At 69.5% G+C, this 22852-nt stretch carries 24 protein-coding genes; 12 read left to right on the top strand and 12 right to left on the bottom strand.

Annotated features, from left to right (window positions below; all coding sequences use genetic code 11):
- Nucleotides 1-53: 53 nt before the first annotated feature.
- The 4 genes from K8Z49_RS24190 to K8Z49_RS24175 are packed head-to-tail and all read right to left on the bottom strand — an operon-like array spanning nucleotide 54 to nucleotide 3081.
- On the bottom strand, nucleotides 54-815 hold the full coding sequence (locus tag K8Z49_RS24190; protein ID WP_075021549.1) for a 2-keto-4-pentenoate hydratase: 762 nt from the start codon (nucleotides 813-815) through the stop codon (nucleotides 54-56).
- Entirely contained in the window at nucleotides 812-2044 is a 1233-nt protein-coding gene (locus tag K8Z49_RS24185) for a 4-hydroxybenzoate 3-monooxygenase (RefSeq protein WP_412515284.1), read from the bottom strand. The genes K8Z49_RS24190 and K8Z49_RS24185 overlap by 4 nt, the downstream gene beginning before the upstream one ends.
- Before the next feature lie 45 nt (nucleotides 2045-2089).
- Nucleotides 2090-2608 carry a 3-hydroxyanthranilate 3,4-dioxygenase gene (locus tag K8Z49_RS24180; protein ID WP_021591408.1) on the bottom strand — a complete coding sequence of 173 codons (519 nt, stop codon included), beginning with the start codon at nucleotides 2606-2608 and terminating at the stop codon, nucleotides 2090-2092.
- Between the two features lie 56 nt (nucleotides 2609-2664).
- On the bottom strand, nucleotides 2665-3081 hold the full coding sequence (locus K8Z49_RS24175) for a RidA family protein (RefSeq protein ID WP_021591407.1): 417 nt from the start codon (nucleotides 3079-3081) through the stop codon (nucleotides 2665-2667).
- Nucleotides 3082-3292: 211 nt separating this feature from the next.
- On the opposite strand from K8Z49_RS24175, the gene K8Z49_RS24170 reads away from it, so the two are divergent.
- The 4 genes from K8Z49_RS24170 to K8Z49_RS24155 all read left to right on the top strand — a co-directional run bounded on the left by K8Z49_RS24170 (nucleotide 3293) and on the right by K8Z49_RS24155 (nucleotide 6493).
- Nucleotides 3293-4351: an amidohydrolase family protein gene (locus K8Z49_RS24170; RefSeq protein ID WP_111830528.1), complete on the top strand. Its 1059-nt coding sequence runs from the start codon at nucleotides 3293-3295 to the stop codon at nucleotides 4349-4351.
- Nucleotides 4352-4366: 15 nt separating this feature from the next.
- On the top strand, nucleotides 4367-4597 hold the full coding sequence (locus tag K8Z49_RS24165; RefSeq protein WP_021591405.1) for a tautomerase family protein: 231 nt from the start codon (nucleotides 4367-4369) through the stop codon (nucleotides 4595-4597).
- A 6-nt stretch (nucleotides 4598-4603) separates the two neighbouring features.
- On the top strand, nucleotides 4604-6046 hold the full coding sequence (locus K8Z49_RS24160; RefSeq protein WP_021591404.1) for an aldehyde dehydrogenase: 1443 nt from the start codon (nucleotides 4604-4606) through the stop codon (nucleotides 6044-6046).
- A 249-nt stretch (nucleotides 6047-6295) separates the two neighbouring features.
- Nucleotides 6296-6493 carry a hypothetical protein gene (locus tag K8Z49_RS24155; protein ID WP_024934543.1) on the top strand — a complete coding sequence of 66 codons (198 nt, stop codon included), beginning with the start codon at nucleotides 6296-6298 and terminating at the stop codon, nucleotides 6491-6493.
- 68 nt (nucleotides 6494-6561) lie between these two features.
- On the opposite strand, the gene K8Z49_RS24150 is transcribed toward K8Z49_RS24155, so the two are convergent.
- A complete protein-coding gene (locus K8Z49_RS24150; RefSeq protein WP_412515283.1) occupies nucleotides 6562-7227 on the bottom strand; it encodes a TetR/AcrR family transcriptional regulator in 666 nt (221 codons plus the stop codon).
- A 101-nt stretch (nucleotides 7228-7328) separates the two neighbouring features.
- Here K8Z49_RS24150 and K8Z49_RS24145 point away from each other — a divergent pair, with 101 nt between their 5' ends.
- Nucleotides 7329-8237 carry an SDR family NAD(P)-dependent oxidoreductase gene (locus K8Z49_RS24145; RefSeq protein WP_412515282.1) on the top strand — a complete coding sequence of 303 codons (909 nt, stop codon included), beginning with the start codon at nucleotides 7329-7331 and terminating at the stop codon, nucleotides 8235-8237.
- Nucleotides 8238-8304: 67 nt separating this feature from the next.
- Here the strand turns inward: K8Z49_RS24145 and K8Z49_RS24140 are convergent, their stop codons facing one another.
- The gene (locus tag K8Z49_RS24140; protein ID WP_412515281.1) at nucleotides 8305-10572 is read right to left on the bottom strand and encodes a 2Fe-2S iron-sulfur cluster-binding protein; all 2268 of its coding nucleotides are present in this window, start codon (nucleotides 10570-10572) and stop codon (nucleotides 8305-8307) included.
- Between the two features lie 67 nt (nucleotides 10573-10639).
- Here K8Z49_RS24140 and K8Z49_RS24135 point away from each other — a divergent pair, with 67 nt between their 5' ends.
- Complete coding sequence (locus K8Z49_RS24135) at nucleotides 10640-11260, top strand: TetR/AcrR family transcriptional regulator (RefSeq protein WP_021591398.1); 621 nt, start codon at nucleotides 10640-10642, stop codon at nucleotides 11258-11260.
- 48 nt (nucleotides 11261-11308) lie between these two features.
- On the opposite strand, the gene K8Z49_RS24130 is transcribed toward K8Z49_RS24135, so the two are convergent.
- From K8Z49_RS24130 to K8Z49_RS24105, 6 genes are read right to left on the bottom strand one after another with little or no spacing between them, the layout of a single operon-like run.
- On the bottom strand, nucleotides 11309-12112 hold the full coding sequence (locus tag K8Z49_RS24130; protein ID WP_412515280.1) for an SDR family NAD(P)-dependent oxidoreductase: 804 nt from the start codon (nucleotides 12110-12112) through the stop codon (nucleotides 11309-11311).
- Nucleotides 12113-12130: 18 nt separating this feature from the next.
- Complete coding sequence (locus K8Z49_RS24125) at nucleotides 12131-12787, bottom strand: enoyl-CoA hydratase/isomerase family protein (RefSeq protein ID WP_412515279.1); 657 nt, start codon at nucleotides 12785-12787, stop codon at nucleotides 12131-12133.
- Complete coding sequence (locus K8Z49_RS24120; RefSeq protein WP_412515278.1) at nucleotides 12784-14043, bottom strand: CaiB/BaiF CoA transferase family protein; 1260 nt, start codon at nucleotides 14041-14043, stop codon at nucleotides 12784-12786. The genes K8Z49_RS24125 and K8Z49_RS24120 overlap by 4 nt, the downstream gene beginning before the upstream one ends.
- Entirely contained in the window at nucleotides 14036-14989 is a 954-nt protein-coding gene (locus K8Z49_RS24115; RefSeq protein WP_412515277.1) for an alpha/beta hydrolase, read from the bottom strand. The genes K8Z49_RS24120 and K8Z49_RS24115 overlap by 8 nt, the downstream gene beginning before the upstream one ends.
- 41 nt (nucleotides 14990-15030) lie before the next feature.
- A complete protein-coding gene (locus K8Z49_RS24110) occupies nucleotides 15031-15732 on the bottom strand; it encodes a Crp/Fnr family transcriptional regulator (protein ID WP_412515276.1) in 702 nt (233 codons plus the stop codon).
- A gap of 46 nt (nucleotides 15733-15778) precedes the next feature.
- A complete protein-coding gene (locus tag K8Z49_RS24105) occupies nucleotides 15779-16684 on the bottom strand; it encodes an alpha/beta fold hydrolase (protein WP_412515275.1) in 906 nt (301 codons plus the stop codon).
- A 395-nt stretch (nucleotides 16685-17079) separates the two neighbouring features.
- Here K8Z49_RS24105 and K8Z49_RS24100 point away from each other — a divergent pair, with 395 nt between their 5' ends.
- From K8Z49_RS24100 to K8Z49_RS24075, 6 genes are all read left to right on the top strand, one after another.
- Entirely contained in the window at nucleotides 17080-17667 is a 588-nt protein-coding gene (locus K8Z49_RS24100; protein WP_021591391.1) for a flavin reductase family protein, read from the top strand.
- Between the two features lie 30 nt (nucleotides 17668-17697).
- The gene (fabG, locus tag K8Z49_RS24095) at nucleotides 17698-18453 is read left to right on the top strand and encodes a 3-oxoacyl-ACP reductase FabG (protein ID WP_412515274.1); all 756 of its coding nucleotides are present in this window, start codon (nucleotides 17698-17700) and stop codon (nucleotides 18451-18453) included.
- 130 nt (nucleotides 18454-18583) lie between these two features.
- On the top strand, nucleotides 18584-19393 hold the full coding sequence (locus K8Z49_RS24090) for an alpha/beta fold hydrolase (RefSeq protein ID WP_412515273.1): 810 nt from the start codon (nucleotides 18584-18586) through the stop codon (nucleotides 19391-19393).
- Between the two features lie 32 nt (nucleotides 19394-19425).
- The gene (locus tag K8Z49_RS24085) at nucleotides 19426-20604 is read left to right on the top strand and encodes an LLM class flavin-dependent oxidoreductase (RefSeq protein WP_412515272.1); all 1179 of its coding nucleotides are present in this window, start codon (nucleotides 19426-19428) and stop codon (nucleotides 20602-20604) included.
- A 48-nt stretch (nucleotides 20605-20652) separates the two neighbouring features.
- Nucleotides 20653-22011, top strand: a complete 1359-nt coding sequence (locus tag K8Z49_RS24080; RefSeq protein ID WP_081842355.1) for an MFS transporter — start codon at nucleotides 20653-20655, stop codon at nucleotides 22009-22011.
- A 10-nt stretch (nucleotides 22012-22021) separates the two neighbouring features.
- Nucleotides 22022-22846, top strand: coding sequence for an SDR family NAD(P)-dependent oxidoreductase (locus tag K8Z49_RS24075; protein WP_412515271.1), 825 nt, complete (start codon nucleotides 22022-22024; stop codon nucleotides 22844-22846).
- Nucleotides 22847-22852: the final 6 nt, after the last annotated feature.

Genomic DNA, 22852 nt, shown 5'->3' with positions numbered 1-22852 from the left:
GGACGCGGGTCCTCCCCGGTTCGGGGCCGAGGCCCGGGGGCCGCGGCCTTCCCTCAGCCGCGGCGGCCCACCGCGGACACGCTGCCGAGCCCGGCGACGTCCGCCACGACCCGGCCGGGCGGGAACGGGGCCGCGGCGGTCGCCCCGCCGGCGAGGACGACGTCCCCGGCGCGCAGCGCCATGCCCTGCCGGCGGGCGATCTCCAGCAGCGCGGGAAGGGCGCGGTCCGGATGCCCGAGGATCGCGCTGGTGGACCCCGTCTCGACCGTGTCGCCGTTGACGGTGAGCCGGACGGCGAGGTCGTCCAGGTCGACGCCGGCCGGCTGCCAGGAGCCGATGACGAACCCGGCGGACGACGCGTTGTCGGCGATCACGTCGGGCAGGCTGAAGCGGAAGTCGCGGTAGCGCGAGTCGATGATCTCCAGCGCGGGCGCGACGGCGTCGACGGCCAGTTCCCCGTCGTCCGGGGTGACGTCGCGGGCGATCCGGTAGGCGACCTCCGGCTCGACGCGCGGGTGGATGAACCGGTCGAGCGCGACCTCGCCGCCGTCGGGGACGCGCATGGCGTCGGTGAGCCGCCCGACGATCACCTCGGACACGCCCATCTGCTCCATCTTGGCCTTGCTGGTGAAGCCGAGTTTGAGCCCGGCGGGGCGCTCCCCCCGCGCCAGGCGGCGGCCGATCACCGAGTCCTGGATCGCGTACGCGTCCGCGGGGGTGAGCCCTCCGGGGAGTTGCTCGACCGCCTCGGCGGTGTGCTGCGCGGTGTCCAGGCGCTCCGCCGCCCGATCGAGCGCTCCGGTGTCGTTCGTCATGGGCGGACCTTCTCTGTCATCTCGGTTCGGGAGTCGCGCCGGTGGATCCGCCCCACCGGCGGCATCCCCACGTAGTTCTCGCAGAAGCTCTTCATCGCCGCTTCGGACGTGCAGAGGTGCTTCAGCTCGGCGTGCTGCAGCCGCCATTCCATCGGGGTGCTCGGGTCGTGGTGCAGGAGCGACGTCATGGACCGGGAGAACTGCTGCGCGCGCCACACGCCGCGCAGCGCGTCCTCGGAGTAGCGGTCCAGCGCGGACCGGTCGCCGGACTCGTACCAGGTGCACAGCGCGTCGGCGAGCAGCCGGACGTCCGCGGCGGCCAGGTTGAGGCCCTTCGCCGCGGTCGGCGGGACGATGTGGGCGGCGTCCCCGGCCAGGAAGAGCCGTCCGTACTGCATGGGCTCCACCACGAAGCTCCGCATCGCGGTGATGCTCTTCTTCGTGATGGCGCCCTCGGCGAGCGTCCAGCCGTCGTCGGTGCCGAGCCGCACCCGGAGCTCGCGCCAGATGCGGTCGTCGGGCCAGTCGGCCAGATCCTCGTCGGCCGTGACCTGGAGGTAGAACCGGCTGACCTTGCTCGACCGCATGCTGTGCAGAGCGAACCCGCGCTCGTGGCACGCGTAGATCAGCTCGAACGTGGACGGCGGGACGTCCGCGAGCACGCCGAGCCACGCGAAGGGGTAGTCGTGCTCGTAGGCGGTCAGCACGCCGTCCGGGATCGAGCCGCGGGACACGCCGTGGAAGCCGTCGCAGCCCGCGATGAAGTCGCAGGCCAGCACGTGCTCGGTGCCGTCGGCCGCCCGGTAGCGCACCGTCGGCCCGGCGCCGTCGAGGCCCTCCAGCCGCACGTCGTCGACGTCGAACTCCAGGGGGAGGCCCGAGGCGACGCGGGCCTCGACGGCGTCGCGGACGATCTCCTGCTGGCTGTACATGACGGCGGTGCAGCCGCCGGTCAGCTCCGCCATGGGGATCTGGTGGCGCCGGCCGTCGAACCGCAGCTCGAACAGGTGGTGGACCGCGGCCTCCGCCCGCATCCGCCCGTCCAGGCCCAGCTCTTCCAGGAGCCGCGCGGTGCGGTGCTCCAGCATGCCCGCCCGGATCCGGCCCTCGACATAGGCCCGGGTCCGGTTCTCCAGGATCACCGCGTCGACACCGGCGAGTTCCAGCATCCGGCCGAGGAGCAGCCCGGCCGGGCCCGCGCCGATGATGGCGACCTGCGTTCGTTCCATATTGATTTCTCCCTGAGACCGCACGGGGTCGGCGGCGCGACGGGTTCAGTAGGGCTGGAGCACTTCGCCGCAGGCGCCGCAGGTGCGGGCCTCGACGTCGTCGAAGAAGCGCTGGTACGCCTTGCCGACCGGGTCGACCGTGTAGTCCTCGACGAAGCACGACTCCTCGTGCAGGAACTCGCCGCATCCCTGGCAGAACCACTGGAAGCGGTCGAGCTCGCCGGGACGGCGGAGGCGTTCGATGACGATGATGAACGCGTCCGGATCGAACCGGGGCGAGTGCGGGAGGCGGGACGGCGTGAAGATCGCCGACCCCTCCGGGATCACGTCGACCACTTCGGTACCGTCCGGCTGCCTGCTGTGCAGGCGCAGCTCGCCCCGGATCGTGTACATCACCTCGTCGCTCGGGTTGAGGTGGAACTCGGAGCGGTACTCGCGCCCGCGCGCCACGAAGGCGAGCGACTCGCTGTGCTGCCACAGCACTTCGACGCGCTTGCCGCTCTTGCCCAGACGCTCGGCGATCGCGTCCAGATCGACGACCGGCATGCGGTACGGCTCGGTCATGGTCGGTGGCCTTTCTCTCGTGCGCGTCCGATGCGCGGTTTCGTCACCCGGCCGGTTCAGCGCTTCTCGGCGACGGCGGCGACGCACTCCACCTCGACGAGCACGCCCGCGCGGTGCGGCGGGGCGTTGACGGTCGTGCGCGCGGGAAAGCTCTCGCAGTCGGCGAAGAACTCCCGGTACGCCTGGTTGAACTCGGGGAACTGGGAGGCGTCGCGCAGGTAGCAGTTGCACTTGAGGATCGAGTCCTTGGTGCCGCCCGCGGCCTCGACGACCGCGACCAGGTTGGTGAGCGTCTGCCGCACCTGCTCGGCGAGGTCGTCGGAGACGATCGTGCGCGTGGCCGGGTCCAGCGGGCCCGTCCCGGAGCAGAAGATCAGGTCTCCGTGCACGATCGCCTGCGACAGCGGGGGAACGGTCCCCGAGGAGAAGCCGACCTTGGGCGCGTTGCTGGAACTGATCGAGATCTTCGACATGTGCATTCCTCGCTCGACTCGGTACGCGACCGGCGGGCACGACCCGGGAGCACCGGCGCCCACCGCTCGCCCGAGGCTAACCATCATATTGGTTAGAGTCAATAGTCGAGGTCTGTCGCATGCCCTCTGACCTGGGGTGTAACGCAAGGTCATTGTCTAGCGGAGCCGAATCAATCATAATGGTTATTGGAAACTTGATTCGGAGGTAGGCATGAGATCGACCAGCGAGCCCGCCTCGCCGGGGCCCGCTCCCGCACCGGACGGCCCGGCGGCGGTGGACGTCCACGCGCACGCGCTGCCCATGCCGCTGCTCCGGCACCTCGCCGACCGCGGCCTCGCGGACCTGTCCCAGGTGGATTCGGGAACGCTGCTGCTGGACCCGGGCCTGTCCGGGGTCGCCCAGGGCGCCCGCATCCCGCTGCCCGCGGACCAGTACGACGCCGGACGGCGCCTCGCCTCCCTGGAGGCGGCGGGCATCGATGTCCAGCTGGTCGCGGCGCCGCCGTTCGTGTTCGGATCGACCTCGCCGGACGACACGCTGGTCATGGAGGTCACCCGCCGGTCCAACGACGCGCTCGCCGCGTACACGGCCGAGGGGGACGGCCGGCTCGCGGCGCTCGGGACGGTGCCGGTGGGCCTGCCCGGCGCGGCCCGGGAGGCGGCCCGGTGCCTGGACGAACTCGGCATGGCCGGGCTGACGGTCGGCACCTTCGGCGGCGGCCGCGAACTCGACGACCCGGTCAACGAGGACCTGTGGGCCCTGCTGACCGAGCGACGGGCGTTCTGCCTGGTGCATCCCAGCCGCGCGTCGTCACCCGCCCGGCTCCGCGACTTCCACCTGGTGCAGTTGCTGGGCTACCCGGCGGAGACGGCGCTCGCCGCCGCCCGGCTGATCTTCGGGGGCGTCCTGGACCGGCACGATCCGGTGCTGTGCCTGGTGCACGGCGGCGGCTGCCTGCCCGGGCTCGTTCCCCGGCTGGACCTCGGCTGGCGGCGCAAGCGGGAGGCCGGAACGATCCCGGCGTCGCCGCGCGCTCATCTGCGGCGGCTGTACTTCGACACCGCTGTGTTCGACGACGCCGCGCTCCGCCGCCTGATCGAGGACGTCGGGCATGAGCGGGTGCTGCTGGGCACGGACCTGCCGTTCGATCTCGCCGACGTCGACGCGGTCGCGACGATCCGGAACCAGGGACTGGACCCGGCGGTCGAGCGCGCGCTCCTCGCGGGCAACGCGCTGCGGCTCATCCCCTCCCTGACGGCACAGCGGTGAAATGGAGGACCCGATATGCCTCTCGTCCACATCAGCCTGGCCGAGGGACGGCCGCCCGACCAGGTCCGGGCCCTGATCGGTGAGGTGCACGACGCGGTCGTGCGCGCCACCGGCACCGATCCCGCACGGGTGCGGGTGCTCGTCCACGAGCTCCCATCGACGCACTGGGCCGCCGGCGGCGTCACGCTCGCCGAGCGAGAAGCCGCCGGCACGCCGGCTCCCGGCACAACAGAGGAAGAGGGTTGACAGCACATGGAGTTCTTCGGGCACTTCATCGACGGTGAGGAAGCCGACTCCCAGGACGGGGCGCGCTTCGACACCGTCGATCCCTGGACCCGGCGGGCCTGGGCCCAGGTGGCGCTCGCTTCCGCGAGCGACGTCGAGCGGGCCGTCACGGCCGCCCGGCGGGCGTTCGACGACGGGCCCTGGCCGCGCATGGGCTACGCCGAACGCGGCCGCCTCCTGCACCGGCTCGCCGATCTGGTCGAGGAGCACGCACGGGAGCTCGGCATGGCCGACACCCGTGACATGGGCAAGCCGGTCTCGCAGAGCGTCGGCAACGACGTCGGCCGGTCGGCGCACAACCTGCGGTTCTTCGCCGACCACGCGCAGCTCGCGGCGGCCGACACGCTGCCGATGGACAGCGGCCACCACGCCTACACCGCCTACGGGCCGGCCGGGGTGGTGGCCGCCATCGCCCCGTGGAACTTCCCGCTGATGCTGGAGACCTGGAAGATCGCGCCCGCGCTGGCCTGGGGCAACACGGTCGTGCTCAAGCCCGCCGAGGACACCCCGTCCTCCGCGACGATCCTGGCGCGGCTCGCGGCCGAGGCGGGACTGCCCTCCGGCGTCCTCAACGTCGTGCACGGCCACGGCCCCGGATCGGCCGGTCAGGCGCTGATCGAGAACCCCGGGATCAACCGGATCACGTTCACCGGCGCGTCCAGCACCGGCCGGGTCATCGGCCGCACCGCGGGCGGCGGCCTGGTGCCGGTGAGCCTGGAGCTCGGAGGCAAGGGCGCCAACCTGGTGTTCGCCGACGCGGACCTGGACAACGCTGTCGACTGGTCGATCCGGGCGATCTTCACCAACGCCGGCCAGGTGTGCCTGGCGGGCAGCCGGCTCTACGTGCAGCGCGAGGTCTACGACGAGTTCCTCGGCCGGTTCGCCGCCGCCGCCGAGGCCATGGAGGTCGGTGACCCCTCCGACCCGGACACCCGGCTGGGCCCGCTCGCCTCGGAAGAGCACTACAAGAAGGTGCGCGGGTACGTGGAGACCGTCGAGGCGGAGGGCGGCCGGATCCGCACCGGTGGGCTCGGCGAGGGCTGGTCGATCCGCCCCACGGTGATCACGGACATGCCGCCGGAGGCGCCGCACTGCCGCGAGGAGATCTTCGGGCCGGTCGTCGTGGTGTCCCCGTTCGACACCGAGGCCGAGGCGGTCGGCCAGGCCAACGACACCCCGTACGGCCTCAACGCCATGGTGTTCACCGAGAACCTGAGCCGGGCGCACCGGGTGTCGGCGGCGCTCCGCGCCGGCACTGTCTGGGTGAACTGCTTCTTCATCCGCGACCTGCGCGCGCCGTTCGGCGGTGTCGGGGCGTCGGGCGTCGGCCGCGAAGGCGGCGACTTCAGCCGGGAGTTCTTCACCGAGCCCAAGGCGGTCGTCATGCAGATCGACCAGAACCGCCCCTAGGCGCGACTTGACGCCTCTCTTCCCCACGCGTGGCGGGCACGCCCGACGCCCGCCACGCGTATGGCCTCTGTACGCGGGATGCTTCTGGGCGGGCGCCACCTCGCTCGCGCGGTCCGCCCATTTCTTCGGGGGTGGCGGCCGCGTGAGACGTCGGTGACATGACACACCCGGCCCGACTTGCTTAACTATGGACGATCTTGTCGTTACTGTCGTACGCCAGGGTCGGCGAAGCGGTCACTGGAGGTAGCGATGAGGTCCGGACGGTGGATGCTCGTCGCCTGGCTGATCATTGGAGCGCTCGCCGCGGGACAGCGCGACTACTACGCCCAGTTCGACGGCAGCTGCGCCAAAATCGCCACGATCGGAATCACCTTGGCCTCCGGTCCGCTCAACTACATCGGTCTCAACCCCACCGCCAACTGCAAGGTCCCCCAGCCGAGCACATGACACGTCGGCCTCATCGTGAGGGCTTCTGACGGCATGGTCGCCGCATCGCCTGTCCAGTGCGACGCAGGTCAGTGGCGGGGGAGCACACCCAGGAGGGTCGCGGTCAGGGTCACCTTCAAGGAGTCCTTCAGGTCCAAGTGGAAGCGGGCCAGGTCGGGCTCGGCCTGGTAGGCCGCCTGCAGGCTGGGCGGGGGGGTGCTGTACGCCGACAGCGCGCCGGCCATGACCATGGCCTGCAGGCTGAACTGTGTCGCGTTCTCGCCCAGCTCCGGCAGGTACTTCTGGATCAGCGCGGTCATGGTCGTCAGGCGCTCCAGGGAGGCGCGCTTGTAGCGTGCTACGACCTCGACGGAGACGTTGTGTTCCAGGACGCTGCCCTGCGCGCCGAAGAGGTCGCACAGCACCACTCGCCCGGAGAGTGAGCGGCTGAGGATCTCGGCCACCGCTGCCGCCCGCTCGGCCATGGGGAGATTCTCGTCGACGCCGGCGGCCAACTCGCCTGCCAGTTCCGTGAGCCACTCCTGCAGGAACCGGTCCAGCAGTTCCAGCAGCACCGCCTCGCGGGACTCGAAGTAGCGCAGCACGTTCGGCTTCGCCAGGCCCACCCGGCGGCTGAGCTCGTTCAGGGTGACCGCGGCGACAGGCATCTCGTCGAGCATGGCCGACGCCATGTCGAGGATCGTCCGCCGGCGGATCTCCCGCTGCTCTTCGGTTCGTGCCCGCTGGAAGGTCACGATCGCCAGCCTAACTTAAGTACCATCGGTACGTTGACAGCGTACCGGCGGTACCTTATTGTCGTCGACACAAGATACCTCCGGTACGTTAGGAGCCCGGCATGGGCGAGAAGTGGACGACGGCGAACATCCCGGACCAGCGCGGGCGGGTGGCCGTGGTGACCGGGGCCAACACCGGACTGGGGTACGAGTCCGCCAGGGCGCTCGCCGAGCGCGGGGCGTCCGTGGTGCTCGCCGTGCGCGACGTCGAGAAGGGCGAGCAGGCCGCGGCCCGCATGACCGGTGACGTGACCGTGCAGGCGCTGGACCTGACCTCGCTCGACTCCGTCCGGACCGCGGCGGCGGCGCTGCGGTCCCGGCTCGACCGGATCGACCTGCTGATCAACAACGCCGGCGTGATGTACACCCCGAAGCAGGCCACTCGGGACGGCTTCGAGATGCAGTTCGGCACCAACCACCTCGGCCACTTCGCGCTCACCGGGCTGCTGCTGGACCTGATGCTGCCGGTGCCCGGCTCGCGCGTGGTGACGGTCAGCAGCACCGGCCACCGCATCCGGGCCGCGATCCACTTCGACGACCTGCAGTGGGAGCGGTCGTACAGCCGGGTCGCCGCCTATGGTCAATCCAAGCTGGCCAACCTGATGTTCACCTACGAGCTGCAGCGCCGGCTCGCCGCGCACGGCACCACCGTCGCGGTGGCCGCGCACCCCGGCATATCCAGCACCGAGCTCGCCCGCAACACCCCCGCGGCCTTCCGGCTCCCGCTCACCTGGCTCGCGCCGCTGATCACCCAGACGCCGGCGATGGGCGCGCTGCCGACCCTGCGCGCCGCCACCGACCCCGCCGCGCTCGGCGGCCAGTACTACGGTCCCGGTGGACGCAACGAGGTCATGGGCCACCCCCGGCTGGTCACCTCCAGCCCGCAGTCGTACGAGGTGGCCGTCCAGCAGCGGCTGTGGGCCGTCTCCGAAGACCTCACCGGGGTGAAGTTCCCCACCGTCCGGTCCTGATCGTCCATCACGCCCGCAGGAGGCGCCGGCTCGTCGCCGTGCGGTACTCAGCCGCGCGCGGCGGTGATCAGGGGTCGGCGATGTCGAGGGTGACCTTCGACAGCGGGCAGCCTATGCAGGTCAGTATGTAGCCGTCCGCCTTTTGTTGCGGTGTGAGGCAGTTCGGTTCGTTCTGCGTGATTTCTCCGGTCTGAAGTTTGACCATGCAGTCGCCGCAGTTGCCGACGGTGCACGAGTACGGCATCGGGAGCCCTGCCGCGAGTCCCGCGTCGAGGAGGGTCTGGCCGGGTTCGACCATGACCGTGCCCACGGGGCGTCCGTCCTCCTCGATGGTCATTTGCTGCGGCGCGGTCGCCGCGGTCGCCGCGGTCGCCGCGGTCGTGGCGTCCGCTCCGCTGGTGTAGCGCTCGTGGTGCACCCGAGTGTCCGGGATCGCGAGACCCGCGAGGACGTCTCGCACGGTGTCCATGAGCGGTTCGGGACCGCAGAGGTAGTAGTGGGCGTCCCGGCTCGGTTGCAGCTCGGTGATCCAGCGGCCTACACCTGCGGCGTCGAGTCGGCCGTCCCTGCTGGTCAGTACATGGGTGACCGACAGCCGACCACGATCGTCCTTCTCCAGCCGGGCCAGGTCGTCCGCGAAGATGATCTCCTCTTCGCTGCGGCTGCTGTAGAGCAGCGCGATCCGCCCCCGGCCCTCTCGGTCGGCGAGGCGGGTGCGGATCATGCTCATCATCGGGGTGATGCCGCTGCCCGCGGCGACCAGCACGATCTCCTCGGGAAGCCGCGGCTCGGTGTGGAACGAGCCGGACGGGCCGCGGACGGCGAGCCGGTCTCCGGCGCGGAGGTTGCGATGTGCGTGGGTGGAGAAGCGCCCGTCCTCGACGTGCTTGACGGTGACCTCCAGCCGGGACGAGCCGGGCGCCGAGGTGGCCGAGTAGGCGCGCCGGACCGTGCGACCGTCGATGTCGGCGACCAGCGTGAAGTACTGGCCGGGCCGGAAGTCGAACGACCCCTGGCCGTCGCCGGTGTCCTCCAGCACGAAGGTGAGCGCGGTCGGTGTCTCCCTGCGCACCTCGGCGACCCGCACTTCCCGCAGGGGCTTCCGCGCCCCGCCGTCGTCGGCGCCGTCGTCGGCGGGGCGCCGGAGCAGGCGGCGCACGAAACCGCGGCGCCGATCGCCCGCGCCGTCCTCGATGTCCTCGTAGCCTTCCTTCTGCAGCCCGGACCGGTAGAGGCGGTTGGTCGCCAGCCTGAGCAGCCGGTTGATCCCAGGGATCGCCCCGACGGCTTTGAGCAGGAACGCGGGTGGTCCGCCGTCGGTGTTGACGGAGTTGGCGGTGAGGTGTTCTCCCGCCAGGGCGACCAGGTCCGGCGCGGCGCCGCGGTCGAGGTGCGCGCCGGGGCTCCACAGCCGCGAGCGCGCCACGGCGTCGTTGCCGGTCAGTTCGGCGTGTTCGACGTCGATGAGCAGTGCCGCGTGCGGGGGCATCCCGCGCAGCGCCATCGTCTCCAGCAGCGTGTGATCCGTCGTGATCGCGCCTCGGCCGCGGACGTGCAGCACTCCGCTGCGTCCCGGGACGAGCACGGCCAACGAGATCCGGTCGTCCTTCAGGAGGTTGTGGAGCGTGTCGGCGCGCTTGTTGCCCTTGCGGTCCGGGATGACGAGCGTGCGGCCGTCCAGGATCCGCGCCACCGCCTGCCGGTCGCCGCGCGGACTCGTGTCGCTCCCACCGGAGGAGTCCCAGGAGGACAGCGCGAGGAACGGCGCCGCGGCGAGGAAATCGGCGACGCCGGGACGGCACAGGGGCCCGTCACCGGTGATCTCGGCGGCGGGCTCGGCCGGGGCGGGCGGCTGCCACAGGCGGGAGCGGAGGACGGCTTGCGCGCAGTGGACGTACGCCTCCTCGATGTCGACGGTCGTCTCCGCGCCCCTGCGGTCGGCCACCGAACCGTTGACGCGCAGGATCTCCCCGACGCCCGGCAGGAGGAAGAAGAAGGAGACCGGGCCGCGCGGGGCGCCGGGCTCGGACAGGGCGAACGAGATCCGCGTGGGGGAGTGGACGCGCGCGAACCCCGGGGTTCCGCCGATGAAGGTCGTCCTGCCGGTGCCGTTCCCGTCCCTGTAGCCGAAGGCCGCGATCGGGCACTGGGCGAGGACGGCCCGGCAGCCCTCGTCAAGGGCGCTGATCTGCTTGAGCATGACCGCCGACACCGGGCGGCCGACGATCGTCTCGACCCCGTCCACGGTCGTCACCCGGTGCGGGACGTTCCACGGGCCTTCCTGCTGCGGCGGCACCTGCCCCATATCGATCACCGCTTTGTTTTCCCAGCTCATAAGGCTATTGTGAGCAATAGCTCAGCTCCTTGGCTACTCGCTTTTCCGCACCCCAGGAGGACCCCGGATGCCGTCGGCCGACCGCCGTCTTCAGCCACGTCGCAAGCCCAGCCAGGTGCGCGCCGAGCTCACCCGCGAGCGCATCCTCACCGCCGCTGCTCACGTTTTCACCGAGTACGGCTACGCCGCCGGCACCACCAACCGCATCGCCGAACGCGCCCGCATCTCCATCGGCTCGCTGTACCAGTACTTCCCGAACAAGGACGCCATCCTCGCCGAGCTGGCGGTGCGGCACCTCGACCGCGGCACCTGGACGCGAGCCGACCAGTTCGATCTGTCCGCCGGGAGCCTGGAGGCGGCGGTGCGGACACTGGTCCGCGACGCCATCGACAACCACCGTGACGACCCGCGCCTGCTGCGCATCATGATCGAGGAGGTGCCCCTTTCGCGGGAACTGCTCGACACGATCGACCGGCACGAGAAGACGCGCGTCGGTCAGGTGCGCGATCTGCTGGCCCGCCACCCGGACGTCCGCGTGCGCGACCTCGACACCGCCGCGGACCTCATCGTCACCACCGTCGAGCTGAACACCCACAAGATCATGGCCCGTCCGCAGACCACCTCTGTCGAGACGTTCGAGAACGAACTGGTGGACATGGTGACCCGATACCTGCGCGGCGACCGGTAACCGCCCGACAGCCCGTCCCGGGTGCTCCGATCACGGACCTCGTGGCGTTCAGTAGTGCACCGTGCCGTGGTTACCGCCCGCCACGGTCACCGCGTCGCCGGTCACTGCGACCGCCCGAGGAGAGCAGAGGAAGACGATGACATCCGCGACCTCGTCGGCGGTGACCAGGCGGCGCAGGCTCGTCGTCGCGCCGAGAGCGGCGCGCACCTCGTCCTCGGTGGACCCTGTGGACGCGGCCCGGTCCGCGATGAGCCGGGGAGTGCGCTCGGTCTCCACCATTCCGGGGTGCACGACCGTGACCCCCACGCCGTGAGGTCCGAGTTCGTCGGCGAGATTGGCGGTGAGGGCGGCGACGGCGACATTGCGTATCGTGCCCGAGACGGAGCCGGTGCGGCGCGCGTTGAGACCGGAGATGTTGACGATCCTGCCCTGGCCCTGCGCGGTCATGTGCGGGGCGACGGCGCGGGCGCATCTCAGGTAGCCCAGCACCTTGGTGTCGAAGTCTCGTTGCACTTCGTCATCGGTCAGATCGGTGAGGGCCGGGGGCGCGGAGGCGAACGATGGCTGGGCGGCCGCGTTCACCAGGACGTCGACGCCGCCCCACGCGGCCACGACCCCGTCGACCATGGCTCGGACGGAGGCGTCGTCGGTGGTGTCGGTGGGGATCGCGAGGACGTCGGCGTCGACGTACGCGGCGCGAAGGTCGTCCGCGGCCGTTTTGAGGCGCCGTTCGTCTCGGGCGGCGAGCGCTACCCTTGCCCCCTCCACCAGGAGGCGGTGGGCTACGGCGAGCCCGATTCCGCGCGAGCCCCCTGTCACGATCGCACGCGCACCGCTCAGACGCAGATCCATGGGTGTCCTCTCGTATCGCTAGCGTTGGAACCGCGGCGCGGTTCTGATGGACGTCGTTGTCGAGGTGATGGCCGAGTCGTTCGCGTCGCGCAGGGATGTCAGGATTCGCTCGACCGCCGCCGGTGCGTTCTCCGTGCATTTGTCGACGAGGCCACGTGCGGCTGCCTCGTGGCCGTTCCAGCGCTCCCCTCCGTACAGGAGCAGACCGGCCGGTCCAGAACCCACGACCTCCACCAGTCGTCGCACGAAGACCGGTTCGTAGGCGAGGCCGTTCTTGAGCGCGGGTATGCCGAACTGCGAAGTCGGCGAACAGATGCGAACATCACAGGCCAGGGCGAGGCTGCAACCCGCTCCGAAACACCCGCCGTCGATCTCGGCGAACTTCGGCGGCCCGAGTTTCATCAGTGCCACGACGGCCGTCTCGGCGAGATCCCGGTAGCCGCTGATCCGCGCGGGATCCGGCGCCCTCAACTCGGCCAGGTCCCCACCAGCCGAGAAGCTTCCCTCGACGCCTCGCAGGACGACCGCGCGGACGGCGGGGGTCTTCTCGATCCTCCTGATGTGCGCCAGGAGCCTCCGCCACATCCGTGCTGACATGGCATTCCGCTTCTCGGGCCTGTTGATCGTGAGCAGAGCGACCCGATCAATGACATCGAGTCGCATCACATCCGTCATTCTCGGCTCGCCCCCGAGTCCACGGAAGACGGCGCGGCCGTGCCATCGCCGACCACCTGGTCACGCAGCAGCGCTCCGATGCCCTGGTCGTCGATTCCCAGCTCGCGTAGAAGCGTGACCGTGTCCTGTCCGATGCCGGGCGCCTTATGTCGTGCACGGGGGGCGCCGTCGGAGATCAGCGGCGTGTTCACTATGCGGTGGTGTCCGAACCTGTCGACGTCACTGGGGAACATCTCCCGGATCGCATACTGGGGGTCGTCGAGCATCTGTGGAATGGTGTTGACGGGCCCGCAGGGAACCCCGGCCTCGCGAAGCCGATCGATCCACAGATCCCTCGGTGCCGTAGCGAATCGCGCTTGGAGCAGCTCGGCGAGCTGCTTGCGGTTGACGAAGCGCGCGTACTCGCCGTCGAAGCGCGCGTCGCCGGAAAGGTCGATATCAAGGAGTGCGCAGAAAGCCTCCCAGGAACGCTCGGTCACGCCGATGACGAGCACCGTTTCGTCTCCACAGACGAAGGCCTCGTACGGTGCGACGAGTCTGTGTGCGGTACCCAGCGGGGCCGGGGCCTCCCCTGTCCCGGCGAAGTCCGCTACCTCCCACAATGACCAGCCGGCGATCGTGTCCGCGAGGGACACGTCGATGTGGGAGCCGCCGAGTCCGGCGCGGACTCGGATCAATGCGGCCAGCACACCGATCGCGCCCCACATGCCGGTGCCGAGGTCGCCGATGGGATAGCCGGCCTTCGCGATCGCTCCACCGTCGCTTCCCGTCACGCTCAGCAGTCCGCCGTACGCCTGGGCGACCAGATCGATGCCTTTCGCATCCCGCATCGGCCCGTACTGACCGAAGCCCGAGAGCGAGCAATAAACCAGATTCGGGCAGTCGTCCTTGAGATCGTTGTAGGACAGACCCTGTCGCGCGAGCGCGCCGACCCGGAAATTCTCGACCAGCACATCCGACCGCCTTGCCAGAGCCTTGACGATGTCCCGGCCGCGGTCGGTCTTGATATCGACGGCGATGCTCCGCTTGTTGCGGTGGATGAGGTCGAAGGGCAGAGGTCGCTGTTCCGGGCCCACCAGGCGGCGCCGGAGCGTGTCGCCGTCCACGGGCTCCACCTTGATGACCTCGGCGCCCAGGTCGGAGAGGATCGTCGTGCAATAGGGGCCCGCAAGCGCCCCGGTGATGTCGAGAACTCGGACGCCGCTCAGGAAATGCGCAGTCACCGGTGGCTCGCCGGACACGCTCGCATCAGACATGTGATCGCTCCAAGACGCCCCTCAGCACCGCGATCTCCTCCGCTAGCTGACGTCGGCTCACCGCCGCTTCCCGCGCCGCCATCGACCCGTGGTAGGTCCCTGGAAAGAGGTGCAACTCGACGGTGACGCCTGCGTCCAAGAGCGACCGCGCATAGCCGATCGCCTCGTCGCGCAATGGGTCGAACTCCGCTACGGAAACATAGGCCGGTGGCAGTTTCGTCAGATCTGCTGCCCGCGCGGGGGCGGCATACGGTGAGACCCCATTGCCGCCCCTCACGGTCCGTCCGAGGTAGGCCGACCAGCAGATCTCCGCGTCGCGCCGAGTCAGCGCGGGCGTGTCCGTGAATCGTTTGCTGCTGGCGGTCGAGAGCCGATCGTCCAGTACCGGTGAGGCGAGGAACTGGAAGCGGATCGGCGGCCCCTTTCGATCGCGTGCCAGCAGCGCTGTCGAGGCGGCGAGCGCGCCGCCGGCGCTCACTCCGTGAATGACGATGAACGACGGGTCGATCTCCAGTTCCTCGGCCCGCTCGTGCAGCCAGACGAGACCGCTGTAGACATCTTCGACCGGTGTCGGATAAGGCCACTCCGGCGCCAGCCGATAGTCCACCGAGACGACGACGGAACCGACCTCGCGTGCGATCTCCACATTCCGGAGATGGCTCATCTCAAGATCGCCCAGTATGAATCCGCCGCCATGCACGTGATAGATGACGCCTCGGTTCGTGCGGCGATCGGGCCGGTACACGCGCAACTCGACGATGTGCCCGTCGGTGCCCGTGCACGAGCGGTCCTGAGTGGTCACACCGTCGTCGGCCGAGTCGTACCGACCGGACGCGATGACACGGCTCGACATCATCCCGCGTGCCTGCGCGACGTCCGTGCGGTCGACTTCGGGTAGGGCGGACATCGACGGCACCAGATCGTCGTCTATGTGATACTTGCTCAATTGTTCCTCTTCTCAGACCCTGCTGCACGAGTCACGCCCGCCTAGCGGCTCCGCAGATCCTTCGATGCGAAAGATTGCAGTAGCCGCTGGTCTTCGATCCATATCTGCCGCCGGTAGCGGCGGATGGCGCCGACGTCACTCAGCTTTTTCAGGGCTCGGGCGACCACTTCACGCACCGAGCCGATCGCGTGGGCCAGGTCCGTTTGGTCCGTCTGGACAAGGAGTCCGTTGACCGTGGGCGTGGCCATCTCCAGCAGGTGCCTGCTCAACCTCTGCTGAACGGACCCGAAGAGATTGTCCTCAAGGTAGGCCACGGTTTCGTAGGTGGATTCGGCCAGGTAAACGGCGACCTGGTAGCACAGGTCGGCCCTGGTCCTCATGAGGCGCCGGAAAGTGTTCGGATTCAACTGCGAGACCTCGCAGAAGGTCACCGCTTCCAGCGAGGACGGCGCACCGTTGGTGAGCATCGCCGGCAGCGCGGTGAAATGACCGGCCGTCGCGTACCGGGTGGTGACCTCGCGCCCGTCCACGGACGTCACCTTCGCCCGGATCCGTCCGCGGTGGACCAAGGCCACGCGGTAGTCTCCCTCCTCTCCCCGGCAGATGAGAGCGCCCGCGGGATATGACAGGACCCGGCTGTCCGCGAGGAGCGCGTCGCGGATCTCCGAATCCTGCCCGGAAAGGAAACTCTTCGACCACGCTTCCAGCGCGGCCGCGGAGATACCGGAGCTGTTGCGGTTCATTCCAGGGCTCGCCTCCTCCCAAGCCGCGTGCCCTCGCCTCGGGCCGCTACCGGGCCACCGGCTCGGGCCGATCGAGACCGAACTGCGAGGTGAGCCTCGACCTCGGGTCCCGTTCGGGCCACGCGTTCGCTTCAACGCGCCGGATGAACCGGCGCACGATGTCGTTGAACTGCCGGTGGTCCTCCAGGTTCGGGACATGCCCGCTGTTGGGGAGTACCTGCAGTCCGCACGAGGGAGCCGTTCGTTTGAGCATCATTCCCGTGGACAGGCATGCCTCGTCCTCGTCGCCGTTGACGACGAGAAGGGGGATGGCGAGCCTGCCCAGATCATCGACCAGGTCGTGCAGGGATGGGCGGCGTCCCTGAATCTGAAGGATGGTGAGCGCCAGTCCTTCCGCGGAATGCTCGCAGAACTGCTCGACCATCTCATGCCACGCCGGCTCGTTGTGGAACTTGAGCTGTACCCTGCTGGGCCCCTCACCCATCCCGCGTCCGACGAAGGCCGTTCCGCGGGATCGGAGCCGCTCCGCCACGAGCGCGATCTCCTCCAGATAGGCGGGCCGCGCCGCGGGGTCGGAACCGGATCCGACGCTGACGGCCATGATCGACCGCACCCGGTCCGGGCGGCGCAGGCCCAGTTGGACGGCCGTGTAGCCGCCCATCGAGAGCCCGACGACGTGGGCGCGGTCGACCTCCAGCGTGTCGAGCACGGCGATCGCGTCGTCGACGGCGCGCTGCCACGAGTAGGCCGAAGGATCCGTCGGCACGTCGGAGGGCGGGTAGCCGCGCGCCGCGTAGGCGATGCACCGGTGGTCGTCCTTGAGGTCGGCGATCTGCCGTGACCAGCTTCGGTGGTCCCCGGCGTACTCGTGGAGGAAAAGCACCGGAGCCCCGTCCCCGGCCTCGGTGACGTGAAGCCGAACACCGTCGGTCGTGTCAACCGTTGCGTCCACGTCGAACCTCCTGCCAGGCCAGCGGATGTGACCTGCGTCATCCTTCCTACCAGGCGAGATTCCGTCTGTGACCCAGGTCCGGGTATGCCCGCCGACGAGCCGGGACGTCATCGCGAGCGCCGGCGGCCGCGAGTCGCCGGATTCAGGTCACAGCCTTCGGAGCCGCGGGGGAGCCAGACTCCTGGCACCGGATGCGACGGGGCCGGACCGCGGCCCCGCCCCCCGGGAGCAGCAATCGTCAAGGCCCATTGGAGGAGTTGTGCAGATGAGGGCCGGTCCCGAAGCCGCCTCGGCGGCCGTCGCGGATCTTCATACGGGTCGGCTCGGACACCGGGACGGTGGTTCCGCGCCGACGGTCCGAGCCGAGGCGAGCCCACCCGACTGGAGGCTGGGCCATGACGACTGACAGCCCGTCGCCCCCCGTCGTATCGAGCGAGCTCTACCGTCACGTGCTCGGCCATTTCGTCACCGGAGTGACGGTCGTGACCGCGATGCACGCCGATGGGCCGGTCGGGTTCACGTGCCAGTCCTTCGGCGCGCTCTCGATGGATCCCCCGCTCATCCTCCTGTGCGCCGGCAGGTCCTCGACCTCGTGGCCGAAGATCGCGGCGAGCGGCCGGTTCGCGGTGAACCTCCTGGCGGACGACCAGATCGCCGAGGGTCGCCGTTTCGCGGTGAGCGGTGGCGACAAGTTCGGGGGCGTGCCGTGGGCCGCCGGACGGCTCAGCGGCGCGCCCATGCTGTCCGGCGTGCTCGGGTGGCTGGAATGCGAGCTGGTGTCCGTCCAGGAGGCAGGGGATCACTGGCTCGTCGTCGCCCGGGTCCTCGACCTGGCCGCGGTCCCCGATCGGCAGCCCCTGACGTTCTTCCGCGGCACGCTGGCCGGGTTGGACGGCCAGGAGCGGCGGCGAAACGACCGAGCACCCAGGAAACCTGGTGGTCGTCGATGGCGGCTTGATTCTGGGGGCGGCGGCCCATGGTGAGGACGCAGTCAACGACGAGTAGGAGCACTGATGGACCAGTCACGCATAGCGGTCATCACCGGCGCCGCCCGCGGCATCGGCGCGGCCACGGCGATCCGCCTGGCCGACGACGGCCATCGCGTCGCCGTGGTGGACCTGGACGCGCGGGACTGCGCGGGCACGGTCGACGCCATCGCCGCCCGTGGCGGCAAGGCGCTGGCGGTCGGCGCCGACGTGAGCGACGAGGACTCGGTGGCCGCGGCGTTCGAGGCCGTCGTCACCGGGCTCGGAGAGCCCACGATCCTGGTCAACAACGCCGGCATCATCCGCGACAACCTGCTGTTCAAGCTGAGCACGCCGGACTGGGACGCGGTGCTGGGCGTCCACCTGCGCGGATCCTTCCCCATGAGCCGGGCCGCACAGGGCTACATGACCAGGAACCGATTCGGCCGGATCGTGAATCTGTCCAGCACGTCCGCGTTGGGCAACCGCGGCCAGGCGAACTATTCGGCGGCCAAGGCCGGCCTGCAGGGCTTCACCAAGACGCTGGCCATCGAGCTGGGCAGGTTCGGCGTCACCGTGAACGCGGTCGCGCCGGGCTTCATCCAGACCGACATGACCGCGGCCACCGCGCAACGGGTCGGCCTCTCCTTCGAGGACTTCATCGCCAGCGCGGCCGCGCAGATCCCCGTCGCCCGGGTGGGACGGCCGCAGGACGTCGCCCACGCCGTGTCGTTCCTGGTCAGCGAGGGCGCGGGCTTCGTTTCCGGCCAGATCCTCTACCTGGCCGGCGGGCCGGCCGGCTGACCACAAGTCGCAGGACCCAGGTCACAGTCATCGCCGTCGTGAAGAGCCAGACTCTTGGCACTGGATGCGACGGGGCGGCCTCGCGGCCCCGATTCCCGAAGCGGCAACTCGCGGGTCCCTGGAGGCCCTGTTGGAGGCCATTGTGCAGATGCTCGACCTTGTGGACGCCGACAGCGGCGTCGAGTTCGGACACGGTGTCCACCTCGACGCCCGCTTCGACGGGAACGGAGGCCGCGACATCCTGGTCCTTCCCGGAGCCGAGCGGGCCCAGGAGGACGCGGCGTTCGTGGAGGCCCTGGCGACGGACTTCTCCGCCGTGATCCCGAGTCACCCGGGTTTCGGCCGTTCGCCCCGGCCGGACTGGTGCTCGTCGGTCGCCGACCTCGCCGACATCTATCTCGACTGGCTCGACCGGTCCGGGAAGGTCGGGGTCACGCTCGTCGGGCTCCAATTCGGAGGCTGGGTCGCCATGGAAATGGCGGTGCGCGGCGGCGCGCGGATTTCCCGGCTCGTGCTGGTCGACTCGGTCGGCGTCAAGCTCGGTGGCCCGCTCGATCGGGAGATCGCCGACCTTTTCGCGACGCCCCATGCGGAACTGGACGGGCTCCTCTACGCGGACGCGGGCTTCGGATTGGGTGACCTCGGGCGTGCACGGGAGGAGGACGTTCTGGAAATGGCCCGCAATGAGGAGGCTCTGGCGACGTACGGGTGGGAGCCCTACCTGCACGACCCTCGGCTGGCTCACGTGCTGGGGCGCATCGCCGTGCCGACATTGGTCATCTGGGGCGGCCGGGACGGCATCGTCGCACCCGAATACGGGCGCGGCCTCGCCGAAAGGATCCCCGGCGCACGATTCGAGCAACTCGACCAGGCCGGGCACCGCGCCCAGGTCGAATGCCCCGAGGTGGTCGCCAAGCTGATCGCCGATTTCGCCGTCTGACCATCCCTACACGACAAGGAAGAGCGGTCCCAATGGAGTTCTGGCACTTCAGCGAGTGCGCCTACCCGGATCTGCCGGCCCCGGAGACCTACGACTCGGTACGCGTCACCTTGCCGAACGGCGTCATCGATCCCGAGCGGGCGGCCGGCCTCTGGGACCGCTACATCCGCGAATGGCAGGTCGCGGACGAATGCGGGCTGAACGTGATGGTCAACGAACACCACTCCACCGCGACCTGCATGAACCCGGCCGCGCCGGTGGTCGCCGGAGTGCTCGCGCGGGTCACCGAGAAGGCGCGCATCCTGATTCTCGGTAATCCCGTCGCGAACCGTCCCGATCCCGTGCGGATCGCCGAGGAGATGGCCCTGGTGGATCTGCTCAGCCACGGCCGCCTCGAAGTCGGATTCGTCCGCGGGGTGCAGTACGAGGTCTCCGCGACCAACTCCAAACCGGTGCGCATGTCCGAGCGCATGTGGGAGGCCATCGAACTCATCACACGAGCCTGGTCGACCCACGATGGCCCGTTCAACTGGGAGGGTGAGTTCTTTCATCATCGCCAGGTGAACATCTGGCCGCGGCCGTATCAGCAACCCAGCCCGCCGGTGTGGGTCACCGCCGTCAACCCCGCCAGTATCCCCAGGATCGCCGACCACGGCTATCGGGTCGGAACGTTCCTGTCGGGATTCGAGGGGACGCGAAAGCTGTTCCAGGCGTATCGCGACCACTGTGCGCAGACGGACGAACGGCGACCCGGTGACGAGAGGTTCGGCTACGCCGCCTTGGTCTACACCGGGAAAACGGATGAAGAGGGGATCGAAGGGGCTCGCAAGCTGCTGTGGTACCTGAACAGCAACAAGGTGCCCAACCAGTTCACCTACCCGCCGGGCTATATGCCGTACCCGGTCCGCGCCGCCGGGCTGCGCGCTCAGCGGAATCCCGCGTCCGGTGCCCCGGCGGCGTCCCCGATACCCGATCTGACGTCGATGTCGGTACAGGATCTCATCGATCGGGGACTCCTCTTCGCCGGGAGCGCGAAGAGTGTTACCGCGCAAATCGAACGCTTCTACAACCACGTGGGCGGATTCGGGCACTTGCTGGTCATGGGCCAGGCCGGTCACCTGGGACACGAGGAGACGGTCCGCGGGATCAGGCGTTTCGCCGAAGACGTCGTCCCCGCCCTCGACCGCGTGACGGACCGCGTCGCGGTCTGAACCAAGCAAGGCAGATTTCTGGCATCACCCATCGATCGGAGGGCTGTGATGTCCCACCCTTCCCCGCTGGACTCGGAAAGCAGGCCGCCGTCGCAAGAGGAAGGCCCTCGCGCCGCCTCGGTCACGCGCCGGACCGTGCTCGCCGCAGGTTCCGGCAACGCCCTCGAATTCTATGACTTCGCGGTGTTCGCGTCGTTGACCCCGGTCATCTCCAAGCTCTTCTTCCCCTCCGACGACCCGCTGGCCGCGATCCTGTCGACGTTCGCCGTCTTCGGGGCCGGCTTCGTGATGCGGCCGGTGGGCGCCATCGTCTTCGGGCGGCTCGCGGACCGGCGGGGGCGCAAGACCCCCCTCGCGGTCGCGATGCTGATCATGGGCGTGACCACGGTGCTCATCGGCGTCATGCCGACCTATCCCCAGGCGGGGGTCCTGGCGCCGGCACTCCTGTGCGTCGCCCGGCTGCTCCAAGGGGTCTCCGTGGGCGGCGAGTTCGGTACCTCGGCCACCTTCCTCGTCGAGCACGCCCCCCGGCGCCGGCGCGGACTCTACGGTTCCTTCGCCTTCTTCTCGTCCACCGTGGGGAGCGTCATCGGCGTCCTCGTGGTGCTGGTCCTGACGGGACTGGTGTCCACGGACCAGCTCAACAGTTGGGGCTGGCGAATTCCGTTCCTGCTGGGGTTCCCCCTGCTCGCCGTCGGGGTCTACCTGCGGTACCGCATCGCGGAGTCACCGGAATTCGAGCGGCTCAAGGCCGGAAGCGCCCGAGCGAAGAGCCCGCTGCGCACGCTGTTCACGCAGCATTGGCGAGCATTTCTCACGGTGATCGGGATCTGCGCGGGCTTCAACATCGCGTCGTCCACCCTCCAGGCGTTCGTGCTCAGCTACATACGGACGGTGGTCGGCATGCCCGCCGTGCAGGCGCTGACCACCGTGCTCATCGCCTCGACCGTCGGGGTCTTCCTCGTGCTCGTGTTCGGGTATCTCTCGGACCGGTACGGCAGGAAGCCGATCCTCCTCTTCGCCTGCGTCATGGCGGTGGCCGTCCCCATCCCCTCCCTGCTGATCATCGGGATCAACGGATTCGCCTCGGTGATCCTGGGGCAGCTCATTCTCTGGGTCCCCGTCGCCGCGTTCGGTGGCGCCATCCCGTCCCTGTTCGCCGACCTGTTTCCCGCGCAGGTCCGGGTCTCCGGATTCGGCATCGGCTACGGATTCGGCTCCGCGATCTTCGCCGGCACCGCGCCCTTCGTCGCGACCCTGCTGATCGAGGTCTCGGGGAGCGACCTGTCGCCCGCCTGGTACCTGATGGCCGCCGCCGCCATCACGCTGGTCGTCGTGCTCGTGGCCGTGGACCGAAGACGGTCGCGGGTGGGTGAGCTGGGTCGCCTGGAAAAGGGCTTGGTCTGAGGGAGTGAGCATGGGATCGACAGCGGGACGATTGACCGGGAAGTCCGCACTGATCACGGGCGCGGGCTCGGGAATCGGAGCGGCGACGGCGGAGCTGTTCGCCCGCGAGGGCGCGAAGGTCGTCGTCGCCGACAAGGACAAGTCGAGCGCGTCGACGACGGCGGACCGCATTCGCGACGACGGCCATGTCGCCGAGCCGTTCGCCGCGGATGTCTCGGACGAGGCGCAGGTGGCCGACCTCGTCGCGTTCGCCGTGGAGAGCTTCGGCGGTCTGGACGTGCTGCAGAACTACGCTTCGGACCGGAGCCTGGTCGCCGAGGACGTGTTCGTCGCCGACGCCGACCCGTCGGTGTGGGTGAAGCAGCTCAGCGTGGATCTCCTGGGCTGCGTCCTCACCTCGAAGCATTGCCTGCCGCACATGATCCGAGCGGGCGGCGGCAGCATCACCAACGCCTCCTCGCTCGCCGCGTGGCTCTCCCTGGAAACCCGTCCGGCCTACGCCACGGCAAAGGCCGGTGTGATCGGCCTGTCCAAGACCCTGGCCGTCGAGTACGGGAAGCAGGGCGTCCGATGCAACGTCATCGCCCCCGGCTACATCGTCTCGCCCGGGACGGAGAAGCTGTATTCCGCGGTGCAGACCGAGGTGATGCTGGACCACGTGACCGCTCCGCGGCTCGGCCGGCCGGACGACGTCGCGCTGGCCGCGCTGTTCCTGGCCTCGCCGGAGTCGGCGTTCATCAACGGCCAGGTGCTCGTCGTCGACGGCGGGATGTCCGCCTACGCGCCCATGATCCCTTCGTTTCGCCGCCTCGCGGCGGAGAACACCGAACAGTAGGGAGCC

The organism is Actinomadura madurae (assembly GCF_047130825.1).
GTDB lineage: Bacteria > Actinomycetota > Actinomycetes > Streptosporangiales > Streptosporangiaceae > Spirillospora > Spirillospora madurae.
Note: the sequence above shows the minus strand (reverse complement) of the source record. Positions and strands in the feature narration are given on the sequence as shown.